The sequence below is a fragment of the Luteirhabdus pelagi genome (genome assembly GCF_016827595.1).
Lineage (GTDB): Bacteria > Bacteroidota > Bacteroidia > Flavobacteriales > Flavobacteriaceae > Luteirhabdus > Luteirhabdus pelagi.
Genome location: NZ_JAECMS010000003.1, coordinates 159,178 through 178,615, shown reverse-complemented (window position 1 = coordinate 178,615; position 19,438 = coordinate 159,178). Strand labels below are relative to the sequence as shown.

The 19,438-nt window shown below is 41.2% G+C and carries 24 protein-coding genes and 1 riboswitch; of the genes, 18 read left to right on the top strand and 6 right to left on the bottom strand.

All coding sequences use genetic code 11. The features are described 5' to 3' along the window. Window positions 1-11: 11 nt before the first annotated feature. From I4Q58_RS10075 to I4Q58_RS10035, 9 genes are all read left to right on the top strand, one after another. Window positions 12-1,166: an NAD(P)/FAD-dependent oxidoreductase gene (locus I4Q58_RS10075; RefSeq protein WP_236002887.1), complete on the top strand. Its 1,155-nt coding sequence runs from the start codon at window positions 12-14 to the stop codon at window positions 1,164-1,166. Beyond that, window positions 1,166-1,891 (top strand): methyltransferase domain-containing protein, encoded by a 726-nt coding sequence (locus I4Q58_RS10070; RefSeq protein WP_203295746.1) that lies wholly within the window; start codon window positions 1,166-1,168, stop codon window positions 1,889-1,891. The genes I4Q58_RS10075 and I4Q58_RS10070 overlap by 1 nt, the downstream gene beginning before the upstream one ends. Further along, complete coding sequence (locus I4Q58_RS10065; RefSeq protein WP_203295745.1) at window positions 1,888-2,937, top strand: type III polyketide synthase; 1,050 nt, start codon at window positions 1,888-1,890, stop codon at window positions 2,935-2,937. Before I4Q58_RS10070 ends, I4Q58_RS10065 begins: the two co-directional genes overlap by 4 nt. An 8-nt stretch (window positions 2,938-2,945) precedes the next feature. Next, a complete protein-coding gene (locus tag I4Q58_RS10060) occupies window positions 2,946-3,716 on the top strand; it encodes an SDR family oxidoreductase (RefSeq protein WP_203295744.1) in 771 nt (256 codons plus the stop codon). Between the two features lies 1 nt (window position 3,717). Beyond that, window positions 3,718-4,170: a 3-hydroxyacyl-ACP dehydratase FabZ family protein gene (locus I4Q58_RS10055; RefSeq protein ID WP_203295743.1), complete on the top strand. Its 453-nt coding sequence runs from the start codon at window positions 3,718-3,720 to the stop codon at window positions 4,168-4,170. Then, window positions 4,157-5,431 carry a beta-ketoacyl-[acyl-carrier-protein] synthase family protein gene (locus tag I4Q58_RS10050; protein ID WP_203295742.1) on the top strand — a complete coding sequence of 425 codons (1,275 nt, stop codon included), beginning with the start codon at window positions 4,157-4,159 and terminating at the stop codon, window positions 5,429-5,431. The genes I4Q58_RS10055 and I4Q58_RS10050 overlap by 14 nt, the downstream gene beginning before the upstream one ends. 5 nt (window positions 5,432-5,436) lie before the next feature. Beyond that, complete coding sequence (locus tag I4Q58_RS10045) at window positions 5,437-5,694, top strand: acyl carrier protein (RefSeq protein ID WP_203295741.1); 258 nt, start codon at window positions 5,437-5,439, stop codon at window positions 5,692-5,694. Between the two features lies 1 nt (window position 5,695). Further along, on the top strand, window positions 5,696-6,916 hold the full coding sequence (locus I4Q58_RS10040) for a class I SAM-dependent rRNA methyltransferase (protein ID WP_203295740.1): 1,221 nt from the start codon (window positions 5,696-5,698) through the stop codon (window positions 6,914-6,916). 94 nt (window positions 6,917-7,010) lie between these two features. Further along, window positions 7,011-7,379: a hypothetical protein gene (locus I4Q58_RS10035; RefSeq protein ID WP_203295739.1), complete on the top strand. Its 369-nt coding sequence runs from the start codon at window positions 7,011-7,013 to the stop codon at window positions 7,377-7,379. Between the two features lie 72 nt (window positions 7,380-7,451). Here I4Q58_RS10035 and I4Q58_RS10030 read toward each other — a convergent pair whose 3' ends face one another. The 3 genes from I4Q58_RS10030 to I4Q58_RS10020 form a co-directional block, all read right to left on the bottom strand. Further along, window positions 7,452-7,898, bottom strand: a complete 447-nt coding sequence (locus I4Q58_RS10030; RefSeq protein ID WP_203295738.1) for an arsenate reductase family protein — start codon at window positions 7,896-7,898, stop codon at window positions 7,452-7,454. A gap of 39 nt (window positions 7,899-7,937) precedes the next feature. Further along, a complete protein-coding gene (hpf, locus tag I4Q58_RS10025) occupies window positions 7,938-8,240 on the bottom strand; it encodes a ribosome hibernation-promoting factor, HPF/YfiA family (RefSeq protein ID WP_203295737.1) in 303 nt (100 codons plus the stop codon). A 79-nt stretch (window positions 8,241-8,319) separates the two neighbouring features. After that, window positions 8,320-9,276, bottom strand: coding sequence for a TerC family protein (locus I4Q58_RS10020; protein WP_203295736.1), 957 nt, complete (start codon window positions 9,274-9,276; stop codon window positions 8,320-8,322). A gap of 146 nt (window positions 9,277-9,422) precedes the next feature. Between I4Q58_RS10020 and I4Q58_RS10015 the strand changes: the two genes are divergently transcribed. The 7 genes from I4Q58_RS10015 (at window position 9,423) to I4Q58_RS09985 (ending at window position 16,285) form a co-directional block, all read left to right on the top strand. Then, window positions 9,423-11,387, top strand: a complete 1,965-nt coding sequence (locus tag I4Q58_RS10015; protein ID WP_203295735.1) for an aconitate hydratase — start codon at window positions 9,423-9,425, stop codon at window positions 11,385-11,387. Window positions 11,388-11,494: 107 nt separating this feature from the next. Then, on the top strand, window positions 11,495-12,100 hold the full coding sequence (locus tag I4Q58_RS10010) for a nitroreductase family protein (RefSeq protein ID WP_203295734.1): 606 nt from the start codon (window positions 11,495-11,497) through the stop codon (window positions 12,098-12,100). Between the two features lie 2 nt (window positions 12,101-12,102). Next, on the top strand, window positions 12,103-12,609 hold the full coding sequence (locus tag I4Q58_RS10005; RefSeq protein WP_203295733.1) for a DUF4251 domain-containing protein: 507 nt from the start codon (window positions 12,103-12,105) through the stop codon (window positions 12,607-12,609). A gap of 12 nt (window positions 12,610-12,621) precedes the next feature. After that, entirely contained in the window at window positions 12,622-12,801 is a 180-nt protein-coding gene (locus I4Q58_RS10000) for a hypothetical protein (RefSeq protein ID WP_203295732.1), read from the top strand. Between the two features lie 21 nt (window positions 12,802-12,822). Next, complete coding sequence (locus tag I4Q58_RS09995; protein WP_203295731.1) at window positions 12,823-13,446, top strand: NADPH-dependent F420 reductase; 624 nt, start codon at window positions 12,823-12,825, stop codon at window positions 13,444-13,446. 60 nt (window positions 13,447-13,506) lie between these two features. Beyond that, entirely contained in the window at window positions 13,507-14,355 is an 849-nt protein-coding gene (locus I4Q58_RS09990; RefSeq protein WP_203295730.1) for a formate/nitrite transporter family protein, read from the top strand. 664 nt (window positions 14,356-15,019) lie between these two features. Then, a riboswitch (TPP riboswitch) is annotated at window positions 15,020-15,116 on the top strand. 236 nt (window positions 15,117-15,352) lie between these two features. After that, window positions 15,353-16,285, top strand: a complete 933-nt coding sequence (locus I4Q58_RS09985; RefSeq protein WP_203295729.1) for a sterol desaturase family protein — start codon at window positions 15,353-15,355, stop codon at window positions 16,283-16,285. A 44-nt stretch (window positions 16,286-16,329) separates the two neighbouring features. Here I4Q58_RS09985 and I4Q58_RS09980 read toward each other — a convergent pair whose 3' ends face one another. Both I4Q58_RS09980 and I4Q58_RS09975 read right to left on the bottom strand, forming a co-directional pair. Next, window positions 16,330-16,509, bottom strand: a complete 180-nt coding sequence (locus I4Q58_RS09980) for a M13-type metalloendopeptidase (RefSeq protein WP_317194064.1) — start codon at window positions 16,507-16,509, stop codon at window positions 16,330-16,332. Window positions 16,510-16,559: 50 nt separating this feature from the next. Continuing rightward, window positions 16,560-17,408, bottom strand: coding sequence for a winged helix-turn-helix domain-containing protein (locus I4Q58_RS09975; RefSeq protein ID WP_203295728.1), 849 nt, complete (start codon window positions 17,406-17,408; stop codon window positions 16,560-16,562). Between the two features lie 119 nt (window positions 17,409-17,527). Between I4Q58_RS09975 and I4Q58_RS09970 the strand changes: the two genes are divergently transcribed. Continuing rightward, window positions 17,528-18,115 (top strand): YceI family protein, encoded by a 588-nt coding sequence (locus tag I4Q58_RS09970; RefSeq protein ID WP_203295727.1) that lies wholly within the window; start codon window positions 17,528-17,530, stop codon window positions 18,113-18,115. A 2-nt stretch (window positions 18,116-18,117) separates the two neighbouring features. After that, window positions 18,118-18,681, top strand: coding sequence for a hypothetical protein (locus I4Q58_RS09965; RefSeq protein ID WP_203295726.1), 564 nt, complete (start codon window positions 18,118-18,120; stop codon window positions 18,679-18,681). Window positions 18,682-18,693: 12 nt separating this feature from the next. Here I4Q58_RS09965 and I4Q58_RS09960 read toward each other — a convergent pair whose 3' ends face one another. After that, window positions 18,694-19,278: a helix-turn-helix domain-containing protein gene (locus tag I4Q58_RS09960; protein WP_203295725.1), complete on the bottom strand. Its 585-nt coding sequence runs from the start codon at window positions 19,276-19,278 to the stop codon at window positions 18,694-18,696. Window positions 19,279-19,438: the final 160 nt, after the last annotated feature.

The window sequence follows — 19,438 nt, the reverse complement described above, 5'->3', positions numbered from 1 at the left end:
TGGGTTTTTTTATGCGAAGAAATTCAGCGATATTGAAAGAAATGACAGCAGCACATTATTCGGTACTGATTATTGGCGGCGGAATTGCTGGAAGTACGGCAGCACTTTATCTTGCTACGCTAGGAGTGAAGGTGTTGGTAATAGAAAAGCAACAATATCCAAATCATAAGGTTTGTGGTGAGTATGTTTCAAATGAAGTTTTGCCATTCCTTTCAGAATTGGGAATAATACCACAAAAGCGAAACGCGCCGCAAATCGATACCTTTTTGATGACAAACAGACAGGGAAAAACCTTAAATGCTTCTTTGCCACAAGGCGGATTTGGTATCAGTCGATATGCCTTCGATGAATGGTTATATGAGGAAGCCAGTGCCGCTGGTACCGAATATATTTTTGAAACCGTTACTTCCTGTACTTTTCGAACCTCTTATTTTGAAGTGAAAACTCAGGAAAGTTCTACCTACCATGCCGATTATGTTTTGGGCGCTTTTGGAAAACGCTCCAACTTAGATCAATCGCTAAACAGGCCGTTCATGAAGCAGAAATCGCCGTGGCTAGGGGTGAAGATGCACTATGAAGCTTCCTTTCCAACCAACCAAGTGGCACTGCATCATTTTGATGGTGGCTACTGCGGACTGTCAAAAACTGAATCCGGGTCTGTTAATTTATGCTATCTTGCTTCTTATGATGCCTTTAAACGTTTTGGAGACATTACAGCATTTCAACAAAATGTCTTGAGGCAAAATCCTTTTTTGAACGATTTTCTAAAAGAAGCGAAACCTTTATTTGAAGCACCCATCACGATCGGACAGATCTCCTTTGAAGCGAAAGAGCCCGTGGTTGATGGTATCTTGATGATCGGCGATAGCGCTGGCCTTATCCATCCGCTTTGTGGAAATGGTATGGCAATGGCTATTCATGCCGCTAAAATTGCTGTTGACATTGTGTATGAAGCCAGCACAGACCAAATGTCTAGGGAAGCAGTGGAAGCCCAATACCAATCGCGTTGGACTGAAACCTTTCAAAGCCGTTTAAAGATGGGACGCCGACTTCAAAATGCGCTGTTGAATGAAACGGTTCAAAAAGGAATCTTCACCTTTGGGAATCTATTCCCCAAGGCTGTTCCTTACATCATTTCAAAAACCCACGGAAAACCGATTGCCTGATGCCTAAATTTTCCGCCACATCGCGCTCTACCGAACCAGAGATCATGGATTCTTTTTCACTACAAGGAAAGGAAATGGAACAATTGTTAACCGATCTTAAAACAGTCAATTCGCTATTGGGTGGCACCGCTATCACGCTTTCAGGACTTTCAAAATTATTGAAGCATCATGATAATAAGCGTCCCATCACCATTATAGATTTCGGCTGTGGCGATGGTGAAATGCTCCGGCAATGTGCGAAATTCGGTCAGCAAAATGGCTATACCTTCAATTTAATCGGAATTGATGCCAATCCGCATATACTTGAAGAAGCAAAAAACAGAAGTGATACCTACGATAACATTCAGTTTCAGAAAAAAGATGTATTTTCAAAGAAAAAAGAATTGCCCGAATGCGATGTTGCTTTGTGTACGCTGTTTTTGCACCACTTTGCGAAGGATGATATTCAATATTTATTGAAAAAGATTGCTGCCATCACCAAAGCCGGAATCATCATTAATGACTTACAACGTAGCTCCATAGCTTTTCAATTGTTTAAGCTATTTGGAAAAACGTTTCTACGGACTAAAATTGCACGTCACGACGGCTTGGTTTCCATCGCGAGAGGATTCACTAAAAATGAACTAGAAGCGATGATAGAAACAATACCGCGTACCGAAGTTCAAATTCACTGGAAATGGGCCTTTCGATTTCAAGCTATTATAAAAACCCACGCATCACTATGACAAAAATCGTTACGGTATCCAAACAACTTCCCAAGTACTCAAGAAATACCGAGGAAATCATCCCCATGGTTTCCACTTGGATGCACGAACAACCGGAACGTTTTCAGCGTAAAGTGATTAAGATCTTTGAAAACGCTGGTGTCGATAAACGATACTCGATCATGAGCCCTGAGGAGGTGTTTACCAATTCATCCTTTGCCGAACGAAATGAAATCTATAAAAGGGAGGTCATTCAACTCGGAAAAAAAGTGCTGGAAAAAGCATTACAGCAAGCAAATTGGAAAGCCACCGATATCGATTTTATCATTACTGTGAGTTGTACCGGTATTATGATTCCTTCCGTTGATGCATATTTAATCAATGAGCTGGAGATGCGTCAGGACATCGTTCGGCTACCGGTTACCGAAATGGGCTGTGCCGCGGGAATATCTGGAATGCTGTACGCACATAATTTCTTGAAGGCGAACCCTGGCAAAAGAGCTGCTGTCATTGCATTGGAATCGCCTACGGCTACCTTTCAGCTAAATGATTATTCGATGACGAATATCGTAAGTGCCGCTATTTTTGGCGATGGAGCGGCCTGTGTATTGCTTTCTTCGGAAGAAGATAGGGAAGGACCTGAAATTCTGGATGGCGAAATGTATCACTTTTACGATGCCACAACCATGATGGGCTTCGATCTGGTCGATACGGGCTTGCAGATGGTGTTGGACAAAGCGGTACCTGAAACTATTTCGGAGCATTTTCCAAAAATTGTGTATCCTTTTTTGGAGAAGAATAATAAAAATATTGAAGAATTGACACATTTGATCTTTCATCCGGGCGGACGAAAAATTGTGGATACGGTGGAAAAACTCTTTGGAAGTATGGGAAAGGATATCGACGATACCAAAGAAGTGCTCCGATTGTATGGAAATATGAGTAGCGTTACAGTATTGTATGTCTTGGAGCGGTTTCTTCAAAAGAAAACAACGAAAGGCGAATTGGGATTGATGCTTAGCTTTGGACCCGGATTTTCGGCACAACGACTTTTACTTGAATTTTAATTGAAAAAATGAAACAAAACGATTCTTGGGCACTGATTTTAGGTGGGAGTAGCGGACTCGGACTGGCAACGGCCGTAAAGCTAGCGGCTAGCGGATTCCATATTTGCATCGTCCATCGCGACCGAAAAGCCAACCTTCCTGATTTTGAAACCAAATGTGAAGCGATGCGAAAGAATGATGTTTTAGTTAAAACATTTAATGCAAGCGCCTTAAAACCTGAAACCTTAGATAGCGTAATTCATGAATTGCCTGAAGAAAAGGTTTCGGTTTTAGTGCATAGTATCGCCAAGGGAAGCCTAAAAACGCTGACAGAAAATGATTCAAATGCGTTGTCTTTAGAGGATATCAACCTGACGCTTCACGCCATGGCCACTAGTTGGTACGAATGGGCGAAAGCGCTGAAGCAAGCCAATCGTTTTGCCGGCGATGTAAGAAATATGGCATTCACCAGTGAAGGGAATCAGAAGGTATGGCCCGGATATGGGGCTGTTTCGGCAGCAAAGGTCACCTTGGAAGCCTTGATGCGTCAAATGGCAGTGGAATGGGCATGTCAAGGAATTCGAACGAATTGTGTACAGGCAGGAACAACAGAAACACCCTCTTTCAAAATGATACCGGGAAGCGAGCAACTGGCTGAAGCGGCTGCAAAGCGAAACCCCTTCAACCGACTAACGACACCCGAAGATGTTGCCAATGCCGTTTGGTTGCTTTGTCAACCAGAAGCAAAATGGATAAACGGAACCATTCTAAAAGTAGATGGAGGCGAAAGCCTACGATAAAATGAGTAAGTTTCAACACATATTGGATACATTACCCTATGGCCCGTCCTTCCTTTTTGTTGACGGACTCAATTCGGTTTCGGAGGAAGGGGTGGAAGGGTATTACACCTTTCCGAAGCATGCTAAGTATTACGATGACCACTTCAAGGAATTTCCAGTAACGCCGGGAGTACTGTTAACCGAATGTATGGCGCAAATAGGGTTGGTATGTCTAGGAACCCATTTATTAAATGGTAATATTGAAAATATTCAGATCGGTTTATCGGAAACCAAAATTGAATTCTTAAAGCCAGTGTTCCCGGGAACAAAAGTCGTTGTCCATTCAAAAAAAATATACTTTCGATTTCAAAAGTTGAAATGCACATGTAAAATGTACGATGAAGCGGGAACGCTTATTTGTAAGGGAACCATTAGCGGAATGATTGTAAACCAAGACGTCGATGAAAAGAAATAGAGTCGTTATCACGGGAATGGGCATTGTTTCTCCAAATGGTGTAGGTATCCCTTCGTTTTTGGAAGCGTTAAAAAATGGGGAATCTGGAATTCGCTATTTTCCCGAGCTTGCCGAATTGAACTTTTCCTGCCAAGTAGGAGGGAAGCCCGTACTTTCAGAAGGCTATCTTGAAAATTACCTGAATGCGCTTGAGCAGCGTAAACTTAAGAGCGACGGAATTATATATGGAATTTTGGCTGCTTTGGAAGCCATGGAGTATGCCGACATTCCACTTCGGTCAAATGATGAACCTCCTGATTGGAATATGGGCGTCGTCTTTGGAACGGGTTCCAGCGGAGCTGAAAAGTTTCGAGAAGCTATTTATCAAGTCGATGATGGAAATGTTCGTCGACTGGGAAGTACTACCGTTCCCCAGATAATGGTAAGCGGAATCAGTGCCTACATTAGTGGGAAAATAGGGGCAGGAAATTGGGTCACCACCAACTCCTCCGCCTGCGCCACAGGTGCCGAATCTATCTTGATGGGATATGAACATATTGCGAGCGGCAAAGCGACAAAAATGCTATGCGGAAGTAGTGGTGATGTTGGGCCTTATATTTGGGGTGGTTTCGATGCGATGCGGGTGACCAACTGGAAACATAATGCTAATCCAGAACAAGCTTCACGTCCGATAAGCGCTTCCGCAAATGGCTTTGTTCCTTCGGGAGGCGCTGGAGCTTTAGTATTAGAGACTTTAGAAAGTGCACAGCAGCGGAATGCGACTATTTATGCAGAGGTATTGGGTGGAGCGGTCAATAACGGTGGGCAGCGTCAGGGTGGTAGTATGACGGCACCCAATAGTGAAGCGGTGCAACGCTGTATTAGGTCGGCGCTTCAAAATGCTGAAATTGAACCTTCGGAAATCGATACGATTAACGGACATCTTACTGCAACGGCCATGGATGCTACCGAAATTTCGAATTGGTGTGAAGCATTAAATCGAAAGGGGAGTGATTTTCCCTACATCAATTCACTGAAAGGTATGATTGGTCATGGCTTAGCCGCCAGTGGGAGCATGGAAACCATTGCGACGATTCTTCAGCTACAGCATGATTTTATTTTTCCAAACATAAATTGTGAAGACGTACATCCTGATATCCTACGGCAGATATCCGAAGAAAAAATTCCCAAGCAATGCATAAACACTTCCGTTAAAACTGCTATAAAAGCGAGCTTTGGTTTTGGTGATGTAAACGCCTGTATTATCTTTAGAAAAAATTGAAACTCATGACCAGCGAGCGTATATATGCCAAGCTTTTACCGATTTTAGAAACCTATCTTCCAGAGGATGTGGATGCAGATGAAATCGATATGGAAAAGGATCTTACCGCCGAACTGAATATCAACTCTGCCCATTTGGTGGATGTGGTACTCGATGTTGAAGACGAATTCGATATTGAACTCAGCAACGACGATATGGAAAGCCTGCGTACGGTAAACGATGCGATAACCATTATTCAAAATAAACTCGCAGCTTCTGCGTAACATGTTTCAGTTAGAACTTCCCGATAGAAAACCGAAAACCCTTGCCGTTAAACTTTCGGCGCGTGCCGAAAAAATGGTCAAGAAAGGGCATCCTTGGATTTTTTCAAATAGTATTGAAAAGTTAAACAAAGAAGGCATGCCAGGTGATATCGCAATAATCTACGAGCGAAAGCGAAATGAAACAATAGGAGTGGGGCTATACGATCCCAATTCGCCCATTACTATAAAAATGCTTCATCATAGAAAAGGGAAGAAGATAGATGCCGACTTCTTTTTAGATCGTATTCAACGAGCGAAGGCAAAACGCACCGAATTATTGGAAACCGATACCAATGCCTATCGCTTATTGTTTGGTGAAAATGATGGCTTTCCTGGGCTTATCGCTGATATTTATGTCGATGTAGCGGTTGTGAAATTATATTCTCAGGTATGGCTTCCGTATCTAGAGACTATTTTGCAGCAGCTTATCGATGTTTCGGAAGTAGAAACGTTGGTGATTCGTTTAAGCAGGAAACTTCAGGAGCTACCGTCGTTTCCAATTAAAGATGGTCAAGTGGTGCATGGCGACCTTTCAGATGAAACCATTCAATTTCAGGAACATGGCGTGAACTTTTCAGCAAATCTTCTAAAAGGTCACAAAACAGGCTATTTTTTGGATCACCGCCACAATCGTCATAAGGTTGGTCAGCTAGCGGAAGGAAAAACCGTTCTGGATGTTTTTGCCTACGCGGGTGGATTCTCAGTGCATGCGCTGGCAAATGGTGCTACAGAAGTAACCAGTGTGGATATTAGTCACCACGCCTTGGAAGTTGCCAAGCAAAATGTCGCCCTAAATGAAACATCAGGAGTACATAAAACGGTTGAGGGCGATGCCTTTCATGTATTACAACAGTTTATCAGAGATGAAGTAACCTTTGATATCGTCGTTATCGATCCGCCTTCTTTCGCTAAAAGTCAGAAAGAAATAATGGTAGCCAAGAAAAAGTACGGTCAGTTAGCTGCATTGGGTTCTCGATTGGTGGCAGAAAAAGGAATGTTGGTGTTGGCTTCCTGTTCTTCACGTGTTACCGCAGAGCAATTTTTTGAAGTGAATGCTGAGAATCTTTCCAAGTCCGGTCGTTCCTTTGAACGTGTAAACGAAACGTTTCATGACAGCGATCATCCAATTTCTTTTCAAGAAGGCGCTTACCTAAAATGTGGATACTATAAGTTTTTGGACTAGAAATTGTTACTTCCTTGTTAAATAAGGCGTTAAAGAGTTTTAAACAGCTTTATTATTTGCGTTTTTCAAAATAAATTAAAAGAAAAACACAAGCATGAAACGTATACTTACATTATTTGCAATTCTATTGACGACCACATTATTTGCACAGGATCCCTATTTGCAAAAGGATTACGATACGGTAGAGGGTAGGGCAGATGCCATCACTGAGACCTACAATTCAGAATTAGCCTTAAGCAGTAAGCAAGAGTTATTATTCAAACAAAAAGTAGAGGAATTTTTACCACGTTATGATGCCATTCGCGAGAATTATTCTGGTACCGATAAGTTAGATCGGCTATTGAGCTTAGGAGAAGAGGAATCAGGCGAGATGCGCGATATTTTAACGCAACCTCAATTTAGGATGTATGTTCAGATGAAAGAAAAAATTCAACCGCTCGGAAAGGTTGAAACCAAAAATTAGTAATATAGCAATTCTTATAACTAAAAAAGCGCGGAGAAATTCCGCGCTTTTTTTTATTTATTGAACCGATAATTATTTGTAATCCTCGTCATCCGTAGTCGGTTTAATCGTCGGATCTTCAGTATGCATCGTTTTTTTCAGTCCAGCGGAATCGACATTGAAGAAATCCATAATATTCGGTGGATTCTCAATTTGCTTGATGCGCTCGCCTTGAATGGCAATTGGTTGGGTTAATACTTCATTGTTGTTCTGAAGAACCTTTATCCAGTCGTCGGTACTAAAGTTAGATCGATCGGTTTCTTCATCCAACACCCGCTTATCGATTAAATCTTCGACTTTCTTACCTAGGTCATCAGCAATTTCAACCCATTGGGTCCCTGTCACTTTAACCTTAGCGATATCGATAGTATTAATCTTGTCGTTAGAGCCTTGAATATATCCCAAGGTGTGTTTTCCGACACGAGTATTACTACTGTAAATCAGTATGAGTTCATTTTTATCTCGTGCTATCACAGCCATATCTTCCATAAATTGGTTTCTGATTAGTATATTCTACTATTAATGAGTTTGCATTTTGCCTTTGCGTTTCTTCAACTGACGGTCTAATTGGTTCACTACCTCGGCAACGGCCATTTTAAAGTTTTCCTTGCTTTCTTCAGCAAATAGTCTTGGACCGGGAGCGCTCAAACGGATACCTGCTTTCTTGCCAGTATTGTCGCTCGTTGTATTCTCTAATTTGAAGAATACATCCGCCTTCACGATGAAATCGTATTTATTAACAAGCTTCTCTAATTTTTCTTTTGTGTAGTTTTCTAGTGCTTCACTTGCTTTAACGTTATCATATTCAAAATTCACATTCATAGTCTCAAAATTTTAGTTGTTTAGGAAAGATACAATTCAGCCTTTCGCATCCCAAATTTTTAATAATACTTTGTGAAACTTACGATTCTACGTGCGGTTCTTCTTCCACAGGAATCATAATAGAGGCGATAATGCCTCCCGCCAATGCCAATACGATGATGCCCAGTGAAAGCCATTCGGGAATTTCAACATGATGTACCAATATCATTTTGATTCCAACAAAACCTAATATTACCACAAGACTGTAGTTGATAAATCGAAACTTTTGAAGCATCCGTGAAATAAGGAAATACATGCTCCGGAGTCCTAGAATGGCAAGAATATTCGAACTGAATACGATAAACGGATCGGCCGTTATGGCCAAAATAGCGGGTATACTATCCAAGGCAAATAAAACATCAGTCAATTCAATCACCATCAATGCCAGGAAAAGGGGAGTGGCCGCTCGAATGCCCATTCTTCTAATAAAAAATTTATCGCCGTCCATGCGATGGGTCACCGGAAATATTCTCCTAAGGAAACGATACATGGCCGACGATTTCGGATCGAAGTCGGATTCGTCACTCTTCAACATTTTATAGGCGGTATATAATAGAAATGCCCCAAAAACATAAATGATCCAGTCCACTTTATTAATCAACGTAACTCCAAATAGAATCATCAACGCACGGAAAACGATAGCGCCAAGAATTCCCCAGAACAACACACGGTGTTGGTATTTCTCTGGTATTTTAAAGGATGAAAAGATAACGGCGATAACAAATACGTTATCAATACTTAGGGAAAGTTCGATAAGATAACCCGTTATATATTTCAAAAGTGCATTTTCGGGGGTTAATCCCGTAGGATTTTCAACCATACCATTTGAAAATAACCAATAGATAACGCCTGAAAATGCTAAGGCAACACTTACCCAAATGCTCGTCCAAATAGAAGCTTCCTTGGTTTTGATGATGTGGGCCTCTCGGTTAAAGACACCAAGGTCTAATGCTAAAAACACGATGATTACAGCAATGAAAATTATCCAAATGGTCATAAAAGTTGTTGAAAGTTGGGTCTAGAATGTACGATAAAAGTTCAAGTGACAAAGAAACTTGAAATCTGTTTCAAAAACCATTAAACTATTGTTAAACCAATTCCACAAGCCCTCATTATTAAATATCTTTTTAGAAAACTTTGAAAATGGGATTGAATGTTACGCAAAAGCTCATAAAAGAGCATCTCGTGGAGGGAGAAATGACTCCGGGAACAGAAATAGGACTAACGATAGATCAAGCTTTATTACAAGATGCTACCGGTACTTTGGTACAATTGGAGCTCGAGGCTATGAACCTTGATCGAGCGAAAACCGAAGTGGCGGTTCAGTATGTCGACCACAATTTACTTCAAACAGACTTTAAGAATGCCGACGACCATGTATTTCTTCACAGCGCCGCACAAAAGTTTGGACTATGGTTTAGCCGCCCTGGAAATGGGGTAAGCCATCCCGTTCATATGGAACGTTTCGGTATTCCAGGTAAAACCTTGGTAGGAAGTGATAGTCACTCCTGTGCTGCAGGTTCTTTGGGAATGCTTGCCATCGGAACGGGTGGATTGGATGTAGCTGCTGCCATTGCAGGTCAGCCATACTTCGTAAAAATGCCCAAAATAATGGGTGTGAAGCTTACTGGAAAACTACCCGATTGGGTCAGTGCAAAGGATGTTATTTTGGAAATGCTTCGCAGACATGATGTAGATGGCGGAGTTGGAAAGATTATCGAATATTATGGCGATGGGTTAAAGCATTTAAGTGCGATGGACCGACATGTAATCGCAAATATGGGAGCGGAGCTAGGTGCTACGACTACTGTTTTTCCAAGTGATGAAGAAACCAGACGGTTTTTGAAAAGTCAGCGACGCGAAGATGATTGGGTAGAACTAATAGCGGACGATGATTGTGAATACGATGTACATGAAGAAATAATATTAGATGAATTGGTGCCGCTTATCGCCAAACCGACCAGTCCAGGCAATGTGGTGCCTGTAAGTGAAGTTGCAGGAAAAGAAATCAGTCAGGTGGTAATAGGCTCTTCTGCAAATCCAGGCTTACGAGACTTTTGGATTGCTGGGGCTATCGTAAAGGATAAAACCGTGAGCCAAGATGTTTCCTTCGATATAAACCCAACGAGCCGACAGATTATTCAGAACATGATCGATACCAAGGCTTTTGGGAATTTGATTACTTCTGGTGCGCGTTTTCACCAAAGTGGTTGTATGGGTTGTATAGGAATGGGACAGGCGCCTGCTAGTAACACCATTAGTCTTAGAACCATGCCTCGTAATTTTCCCGACAGAAGTGGAACGAAGGACGATCAGGTATATTTATGCAGTCCCGAAACAGCTGCTGCTTCGGCATTGACGGGTAAGATTACCGATCCGCGTGATTTAGAGAAATTATTCGATATGTCCTATCCTAAATACGAAGCGCCAGAGCTTCAGATTATCCATACCGATATGTTGGTAGCACCGCCAGAGGATACTAGCGGATTAGAATTGGAAAAAGGACCTAATATTGTCTCCATTCCTCATATTAACGAATTGCAGAACCAATATGATGTTCCAGTGTTGTTGAAGATGGCCGATGATGTTTCTACCGATGAAATTCTTAAGGCAGGAGCCGAAGTACTCCCATTCCGAAGTAATCTTCCTGAGATTTCTAAGTATAGCTATACGGTTATCGATCCGACATTTTACGATCGGGCCATGAAAAGTAAGGACCAACACGGCGGCCATATTGTGGTGGCTGGTGACAATTATGCCCAGGGAAGTAGTCGCGAGCATGCCGCGCTTGCACCAAAATACTTAGGTCAAGTTGCTGTGATAGCTAAGGGGTATGCCCGAATCGCATGGCAGAATTTGGTGAACTTTGGTATTCTTCCGTTGGAATTCGATAACAATGACGATTACGAAAAGTTTCAACAAGGCGATATGGTTCGGTTTAGAAATCTGAAGGAAGATGTTGTAAATCGAAATCCGATTACTATCGTGATAAAAAAGGAGGGAGGCGATGAAGTTGAAATCACAACGAAGCACTCTATGAGCGATCGGCAGATCGGAATACTTATTAAAGGAGGAATCATCAACGACTTCAAGGAGAAATTAAACTAACGCCAACGGTTGAAAACACTATCTTAAAGTTATAATTCTTAGCGTTAAATCTTTTGTAAAGGGACTGCCAATGTGGACAGTCCCTTTTATATTTAAAATAAAAACGCATGGAAGAAGTAGAAACTCAGAAAAAGACACCAACTGACCATCCAATTTTAAATGTTTTAAAGACACGTTGGAGTCCAAGGGTCTTTTCACCACAGCCTATAACGGAACAACAGGTAAAGAAACTTTTAGAGGCTGGAAGATGGGCACCCAGTAGTTATAACATGCAACCGTGGCGTGTAATATGGGGAATCAAGGGAAGTGAAACCTACGACCGTATTTTTGATTGCCTAAACGAATTTAATCAGGGGTGGGCACATTCTGCTCAAGTTCTTTGGTTGAACGCCTATAAAACCGATACAAATGATGATAGTGGCGATGAAAATAAACATGCCCTTCACGATTTAGGGTTATTTATGGGAAATGTTTTGACGCAAGCTGAAGACATCGGCATTGCGGTCCATCAAATGGCTGGAATTGGTGCTACCAAGGCGAAAAAAGAATTTAAATTTCCAGAAAATTATGTGGTTGCTACCGGAGTTGCTTTTGGACATTATGGAGGCAATCCAGAAAAATTGGACGACGAGCTTCAGGAACAGGAATTGAAAACAGAACGGAAGCGATTAAAACAACAAGAATTTGCCTTTAATGGCAATTTTGACAATTAAATATGAAACGATCACTAATATTTCTTATCACAATAGTATTTACTGCATGTACAGGTGGAAAAGCTCCTGTTGGCGATAATGTGGTAAAACAGCCACCTACACAGGTTGAAAAGTGGATTGGTGAGCGACAATTAGCGTTTGAAGCAAATTGGTTATTACCTCAAGTTGGACCACAAATCAATTTGATAAGTACTCCAAATTATTTGCGGATTAAAGGAGATAGCGTCTTCGCAGAGCTACCTTTTCGGGGAAGACGATTCAATGGATTTGATCCAGATGGTGGTGGAATAATCATAAAGGCCGAAATGGAAGATTTCCAATTGAAAAGAAATGAAAATAGAGCGTTTACTACAATGAATTTTGATGTAAAAGGTGAGCGAACTGAGCGTTATACAATTAATATGATAGTTTATGATAGTCGCAACGCCGATGTGAATGTTAATAGTAACCAGCGCGACCAAATGAGATATCGAGGTCGTGTACAGGATCTTAAAACGAAATCAAACTAACAATAGAGGACAATGACGAAAGAAAAAAAACATGCCGACTTTCAGGACAAGTATCGTCGTTCTTCCAATTTTGGGAAGTCCGAAAACTTGAAACCGGAAGAGGATGGCAAACTAACAGCAGAAGAAAAAGACAAAAAATCGACCAAGGAAATCAGAAATTCTGTCGACAATTTGTTAGATGAAGAAGAATAAATAACCAAAAAAACAACTGATATGAAAATAGGAGTAATAGGAAGCGGAAATATAGGAGGCAATCTTGGAAAACATTGGGCCAAAGCAGGTCATGAAGTGATGTTTACCTCAAGGCACCCAAACGAATTGAACCAACTCGTACAGGAAGCTGGGAACAATGCTAAAGCGGTTTCCCTTGATGAAGCTTGGGAAGCAAAGGCCGATGTTTATCTATTGGCAACACCATTCGAGGCTATTGATAAGTTAAGTGAATTGTATGCAGGCGAATATGGCGGTCGCGTCATTATTGATGCGACCAATCCGTATCCTGAACGCGATGGCGAAATGGCGAAAGAAGTGCGTGAAAGCAATCGAAATGCAAGTGAATATACCGCGATGAAATTCAATACAGCGAAAACGGCCAAGGCATTTAATACCATCTATGCCGACCACCTGAAGGATCGCGCGTTTCGCGATACCGATAAATTAGCGATTCCCTATGCGGCGCAGGATCAGCAAAGCAAAGAGGTAACGCAAAAGCTTATCGAGGATATTGGCTTTGATGCGGTATATGTCGGAGAGTTGAAAGACACCAAAGCGATGGATCCGGACCAAAAATTGTATGGAAAATCCGTAAGTCGAAAAGAACTTGAAGCATTACTTTAAGTAGCTAGTTTAATACTAATAAAAATAAGCCTTCGGAGTCATCCGAAGGTTTTTCTATAGATGACAAAACAAGAACAGGAACAGCGAAAAATCGACTCGGAACTGGATAAGACCAAGCCTTCCGAAATCACCAGCAAAAAGTCGCATGGTGAAATTTTAAAGGAACAGATTTGCGAGGCTCAGGAGGTCTATAAGAAGAATCCGTTGAGCATTCTTTCCAGTTCGTTTACCGCAGGGCTGGAAATAGGATTCACCTTTCTATTGCTGTGTTGTCTCTTCTTCTTTTTAGAGGGAAAAGTAGCCGAGGACACTATTTTTAAAATGCTTTCGGTAGTATATCCGGTTGGATTTATCCTTGTTATTTTGGGACAGTCGATACTATTCACCGAACAGACTTCTTTACTAACCTTACCAGTATTGAACCGAAAGCAGGGGATAGGGCAGTTGTTACGGTTATGGGGACTGGTTATTGCGGGAAATCTATTGGGCGGTTGGGCCATGGCCGGTATTTTGGTATGGATTGGTCCAAAACTAAATATTTTCACCCTCGATGTTGTTGGGAAGATCGCCGAGCATGTGACCGATTATAGTGGTGAGGTCATTTTTGTGAGTGCCATTTTAGCGGGATGGTTGATGGGCTTGTTGTCGTGGGTAGTAACCAGCAGTAAGGAAACGATCAGTAGAATCTTTATTATTTATATGATTACGGCCATTTTGGCTTTTGCGGGCTTGCATCACAGTATTGTAGGGAATGTTGAAGTATTTGCGGGCTTGATTTCCGGACCGGAGATTTCGTGGATGGACTATCTGAAATTTCAGAGTATTGCCTTGGTCGGTAATGCCCTTGGTGGCGCTGTATTTGTCGCGCTGTTAAAGTATCGGGCGTTTGTGACGAATGTGACGTCGTGATTGGTAAGTAGTGAACCGTGAGCAGTGAACCGTGAACGGGTTGTTCTGTATGCTGTGGATACTGTGGAATTCAGGTATCATTATTCAACTGCAAAGCAATAATGCCTATCGACTAAAGATTAATAACTTTTTTTGGAATTTGGTGCTTGGAATTTGGGGTTTGTGACTGTGGATGCTGTGGATTTTGATTAACCGTCGACTAGTAACCACTGACTACAGACCACTGACTACAGACTACAGACTATGAAGAAATCGAGGGGGGATGTTTAAAAATAGACAGCGTGTGTTTCAGATGTTTCTATTTTACATAATATATATTATAGAACAATTGATGACAAATTGCTGGATACGCTAGTATCTTAAATAATTAAGACTATGAAGCTTTAGCTGTATATCGTCAGTAATTATGTAAAAAGAAATTTTGCGCCTGAACAACTCTACTGTAACTGTAAATAGAACTCCAATTAAAGTTTTATTTTTCGTGTTTGCATTATCTTTTGGCTTGATACTAAAGAAATCGAATTTACGAGATTCAATGGATCGCGTGTCTCGTAATCTTGAGTATCACAACTTCAACTATGTGCCAGTCTACGTTTTCAGAGAATTCCTGTTAAACCTATCTAAAACGTACCGCTACTTCGGTATATCATTGGTATATTTAAATAACAACATATCGGGGTGCTTAAGGGCAAACAGCTGAGAATATACCCGTTGAACTTCGCTTGGATAATGCCAACAGAAGGAATATGTAAGCAAAGGGAATTACATCTTGATGTGTTCCCTTTGTTTTTTAACATATAATGACTGTATTGTATTTTCAATTCAATACAAAATTACACGCTAAACAATTTTTGTCACTGGAACTGCGCGCTACACACCAGCCCCCATCTTAGTATTGCTGTAGTTCTCTAAAAGAGTGTATTATTTCAATAGTAACCCTTACCGTAGCCATTAGCGGTGCGGTTACGTAAGTAATTACTAAAAATTTTTCTACTATATGGATTTTACCAACCCTTTGGTATATGGGGTACCTTGTTTTCTAGGTTTTATTGCTATCGAGCTTACCTATAGCAAGGTTTTCGATAACAAAAAGCTCTATAAGTGGAAAGATCTTCGCTCCAGCGTATTCCTAGGAATAGGATCCGTGGTTCTGGGCGCACTATTGAAAACGATTACGGTAATTCTATTTTTCAACCTTGCCTACGAGCTCTTTAATCCCGTCGTAGATGGGGTGCGCACAAATATTATGGGTTGGGAATCCTTTGGATATGCATGGTACGTTTGGTTGGCTTGCATGCTATTGGATGACTTTAGCTATTATTGGTTTCATAGACAGAATCATATGGTACGCATTTTTTGGGCGGCCCATATCGTGCATCACTCCTCCGATAACTTTAATCTGGGAACGGCCGTTCGGAACGGTTGGTTTACCATTTTTTATAAGCCGCTGTTTTATGTGTGGATCGTTATTATCGGGTTTCCACCAGAAATGCTTGTGGTATGTCTTGGTATTGAAGCCCTATGGCAGTTTCAACTACATACACAGTATATCAAGAAGCTGGGATTCCTTGAAACGTTCCTCAATACCCATACCATGCATCAGGTGCATCACGCTCGAAATATAGAATACATGGATAAAAACCATGGCGGTATCCTGAATATTTTTGATCGCATTTTTGGAACCTATAAACAATTAGACGATTCCATAGAAATTGAATACGGGGTCTCTAAACCACCAAATTCCTATAACCTATATGTTATTTTAATGCATGAATACCAGAACATCTGGGAAGATATGGCCAAAACAGATAATTGGTACTATAAATTCATGTATGTATTTGGACCTCCTGGCTGGAGGCACGATGGAAGCACGCTTACCATAAAACAGATACGACAGAAAATGAATAACGCCACGACCGAAGTAGACTAATTTCTTAGTTTTATTTCCCATTTACACAACACAGCTGTTTTTTTTCAAATCTTTATCCGCTCCTCCTCACTCCTATAGTTCTGCTGTCCTGGCGCTACATCGAAGGCTTCGTAAAAGGGCGTAAAATTCATCAACGGCCCATTCACTCGCCAAATAGGTGGCGAATGCGGATTGGTAGTCACATAGTTTCGCAGGTATTCATCGTGTTTATTTACAGCATTAATAAAAAAGCGTAAGTAGTTGATACGCTATCGAATAATTCTCAAATGTGATATTATGAAGTAACCTCCAGCCGATACCCGACCCCATGCACATTGGTAATGCTCACGCCTTGATCAGATTGTAGCTTCTTTCGCAATTTTGATATATAGGTATCCAAGCTTCTACCTACGATGACACCATTGTCCTCCCAAACGCGTTTTGTCAGTTCCTCGCGCGTTACTACTTGGTTGGCATTCGCACGAAGAATTGTCAGCAATTCACATTCCTTGTTCGATAATGGAATTTCTTCGGCCTCCTTTACCAATTTATGCTGTTCTGGGTAAAAGCGAAAGCGTCCCAATTCCAACGATTCTTCGTAATGGTCTTCGTGGGGTGTAGTGAAATACCGACTGACAAACACAAATACTACAAAAGCAATAACTAAAAACACTAACACAAAAAACAAGGGTTCATTTCCAGTTGATTGTGTGGCTATAAAGTGAAGTTGAATTTCGTAACAACCGCTCGGTAAAATTCTACCGCCACAGGGAACGATATCCTTTTCGGCATCGCGAAGCCGTTGATAGCTATACGCCACTTCCCCGGTTTCACAGGTAAGGACTTCTACTAGAGAATTCCTGGGCAATCCATTTCGGTCGATAGCTGCTTCCATTTCGTTTTGAAGTATGGTGGGGTCAACCCGAAGATCGTTTTCAAACTGTAGTGCAAAGGCTTCACTGGAAAGCTGTTTCACCGGTAACACTAAGGAGGTGGTATCCTCCTGCGCTTTCAATACCTGATGTCCTATTTCCCGTAAGGCAACCTTCACTTGGGAAACATTGGGCATTGGGGCTTCTTTCTTTTGACACCCTACAGTGATGAGGCCTATTAGAAAGCTAAGAAATAGAATTCGTCGTCGCATAAGTGCTACAAAGAACCGAGATTTTCAGCAGATTTTACAACAGTTGACACTTCTTTTACACTCTTTTGACATTTTTTGAACCCCTTCCCTCCTACTTTCATCACAAAAAACAAGTCAACATGAAAACAACTCACATTCTTACCGTACTATTCCTTTTACTAGTAACGACTTTCGCTTCAGCACAAAGTAGCACGTCAAACGCAACAACCGTAAAATACCCATTGGATGTTTCCAAGAGTGAACTTCACTGGAAAGGACATTATTCCTTCTTGGTAAGTGAACATACTGGTACCGCCACCTTCACCCAAGGCGAACTGATAACGATTAATGGGAATATTACGGGAGGTTCTTTTGAAGTGGACATGACGAGTATTACCAATGAAGAATACATGAAAAATGGAAATGGCCCGGTCGATCATCTGAAAGATCCCGATTTTTTCGATGTGCAGCGCTATCCGAAAGCTTCGCTTACCATTACCAATGTCACCTTTATTGAAGAGGAAAACAAACATAAAATGGAAGCCGATATGACGATCAAGGGGATTACCAAACCCATCGAGTTTTGGCCGACGGTTGATGAGGAGACGAAAACGATGGTGGCACATCTTAAAATAGACCGAACACGTTGGGGGATCGTGTATAACAACGACGTTAAGGATCATGCCATTTCTGATGCGATTGAATTAAAGGCTATTTTACGGTTTTAAATATGAAAAAGATCTTTATGTCATTACTGCTGCTAGGCTGCTGTTTGGAAGCTTGGTGCCAGCATGAGCCCTATCCGCAGGTGTTGCAGGCAGATAGCACTTGGACACGCGAGGTGTTTCCGTTCCCGATTCATTTTGCGCCCGAACTGAAGTATGAAGGCTATGAGGAAGCATGGTTTCCGCCGGGGTGGATTCAACCAGAAAATGACGCCTTTTGGTCATATGTTTTCGCTTGGAAGATTGAGAAGGACATAGTTCTCAATGATTCAATTTTGGAAGAAAACTTGAAGCATTATTTTGATGGGCTGATGAACGTCCGGAATAAACGTATTGATTTTGAAATACCAAAAACTACGGTTCACCTAAAGAATGCAAATATTGGATACCGAGGAAAAATTTCACTTTACGATGCCTTTGCAACGCAACAGGTATTGGAGTTGAATGTAAGTATCGAACTTGTAAAGAAGACTTCAGCTCAAGGTACGATTATGATATTTCGATTTTCACCCAAGCCCAGCCATCATTATGTTTGGGGAAAGCTTAGGGAGCTAACCGTAAAAAGCTAAATGCGCGGTGACCTATTGAACCGTGTCTACTAATTGCCAGATTGCACTGATGTCGGTATCAGGAATAATGGTGTCGATATCTGCAATCGTTTTATATTTAAGGCGAAAGCAATTGGCTTCTTTTTCACACGCATAAAACTCGTCAATCGTACATGCATTATTTGTAAACGTAATAATGTAGGGTGTTTCTTGGCGAATTTTATTCTTTTGAATTTTTTGCCCTACCACCAATGTACCTTTTTTGACTAGGGGCAGTGAATCCTTATCTGCCTTAAATAGAATGATATTTCGGTTGGTATTCACCAATTGAATGTTATGGATTTCACTACCCTCAAATTTACTCATCACCGCTGGGGGCGGAACTTTCTCTTCTGTAACAGAGAACGTATCGCTCTCTTCACCAAAGAAAACATAATTCAGGTTTAATTCGTGTTTATTACAGAGGGCAATGACTTTGTTGAAGTCTAACGTCTCTCTTCGTTTCCAGGTAGATAACGTATTGGGCTTAATATCCAAAACCTCGCATAACGCCTTATCAGACGGTAAGTTCAAAAGTTTCTTTAATCGATCTATTATAATATCAGCAGATTGTGCCATGGTAGTATTTATCGTTATATACCAACCACCCTAGATTGCAAAGGCAATATCAATGAAATAAGCTAACTGGGGATTAGGGAGTTAATGTATTATAGGGCTAATATATAAAATTTGAATGTAATGAAAAGGTAATTTTAAACATGCCTAAGAGATTATTAAC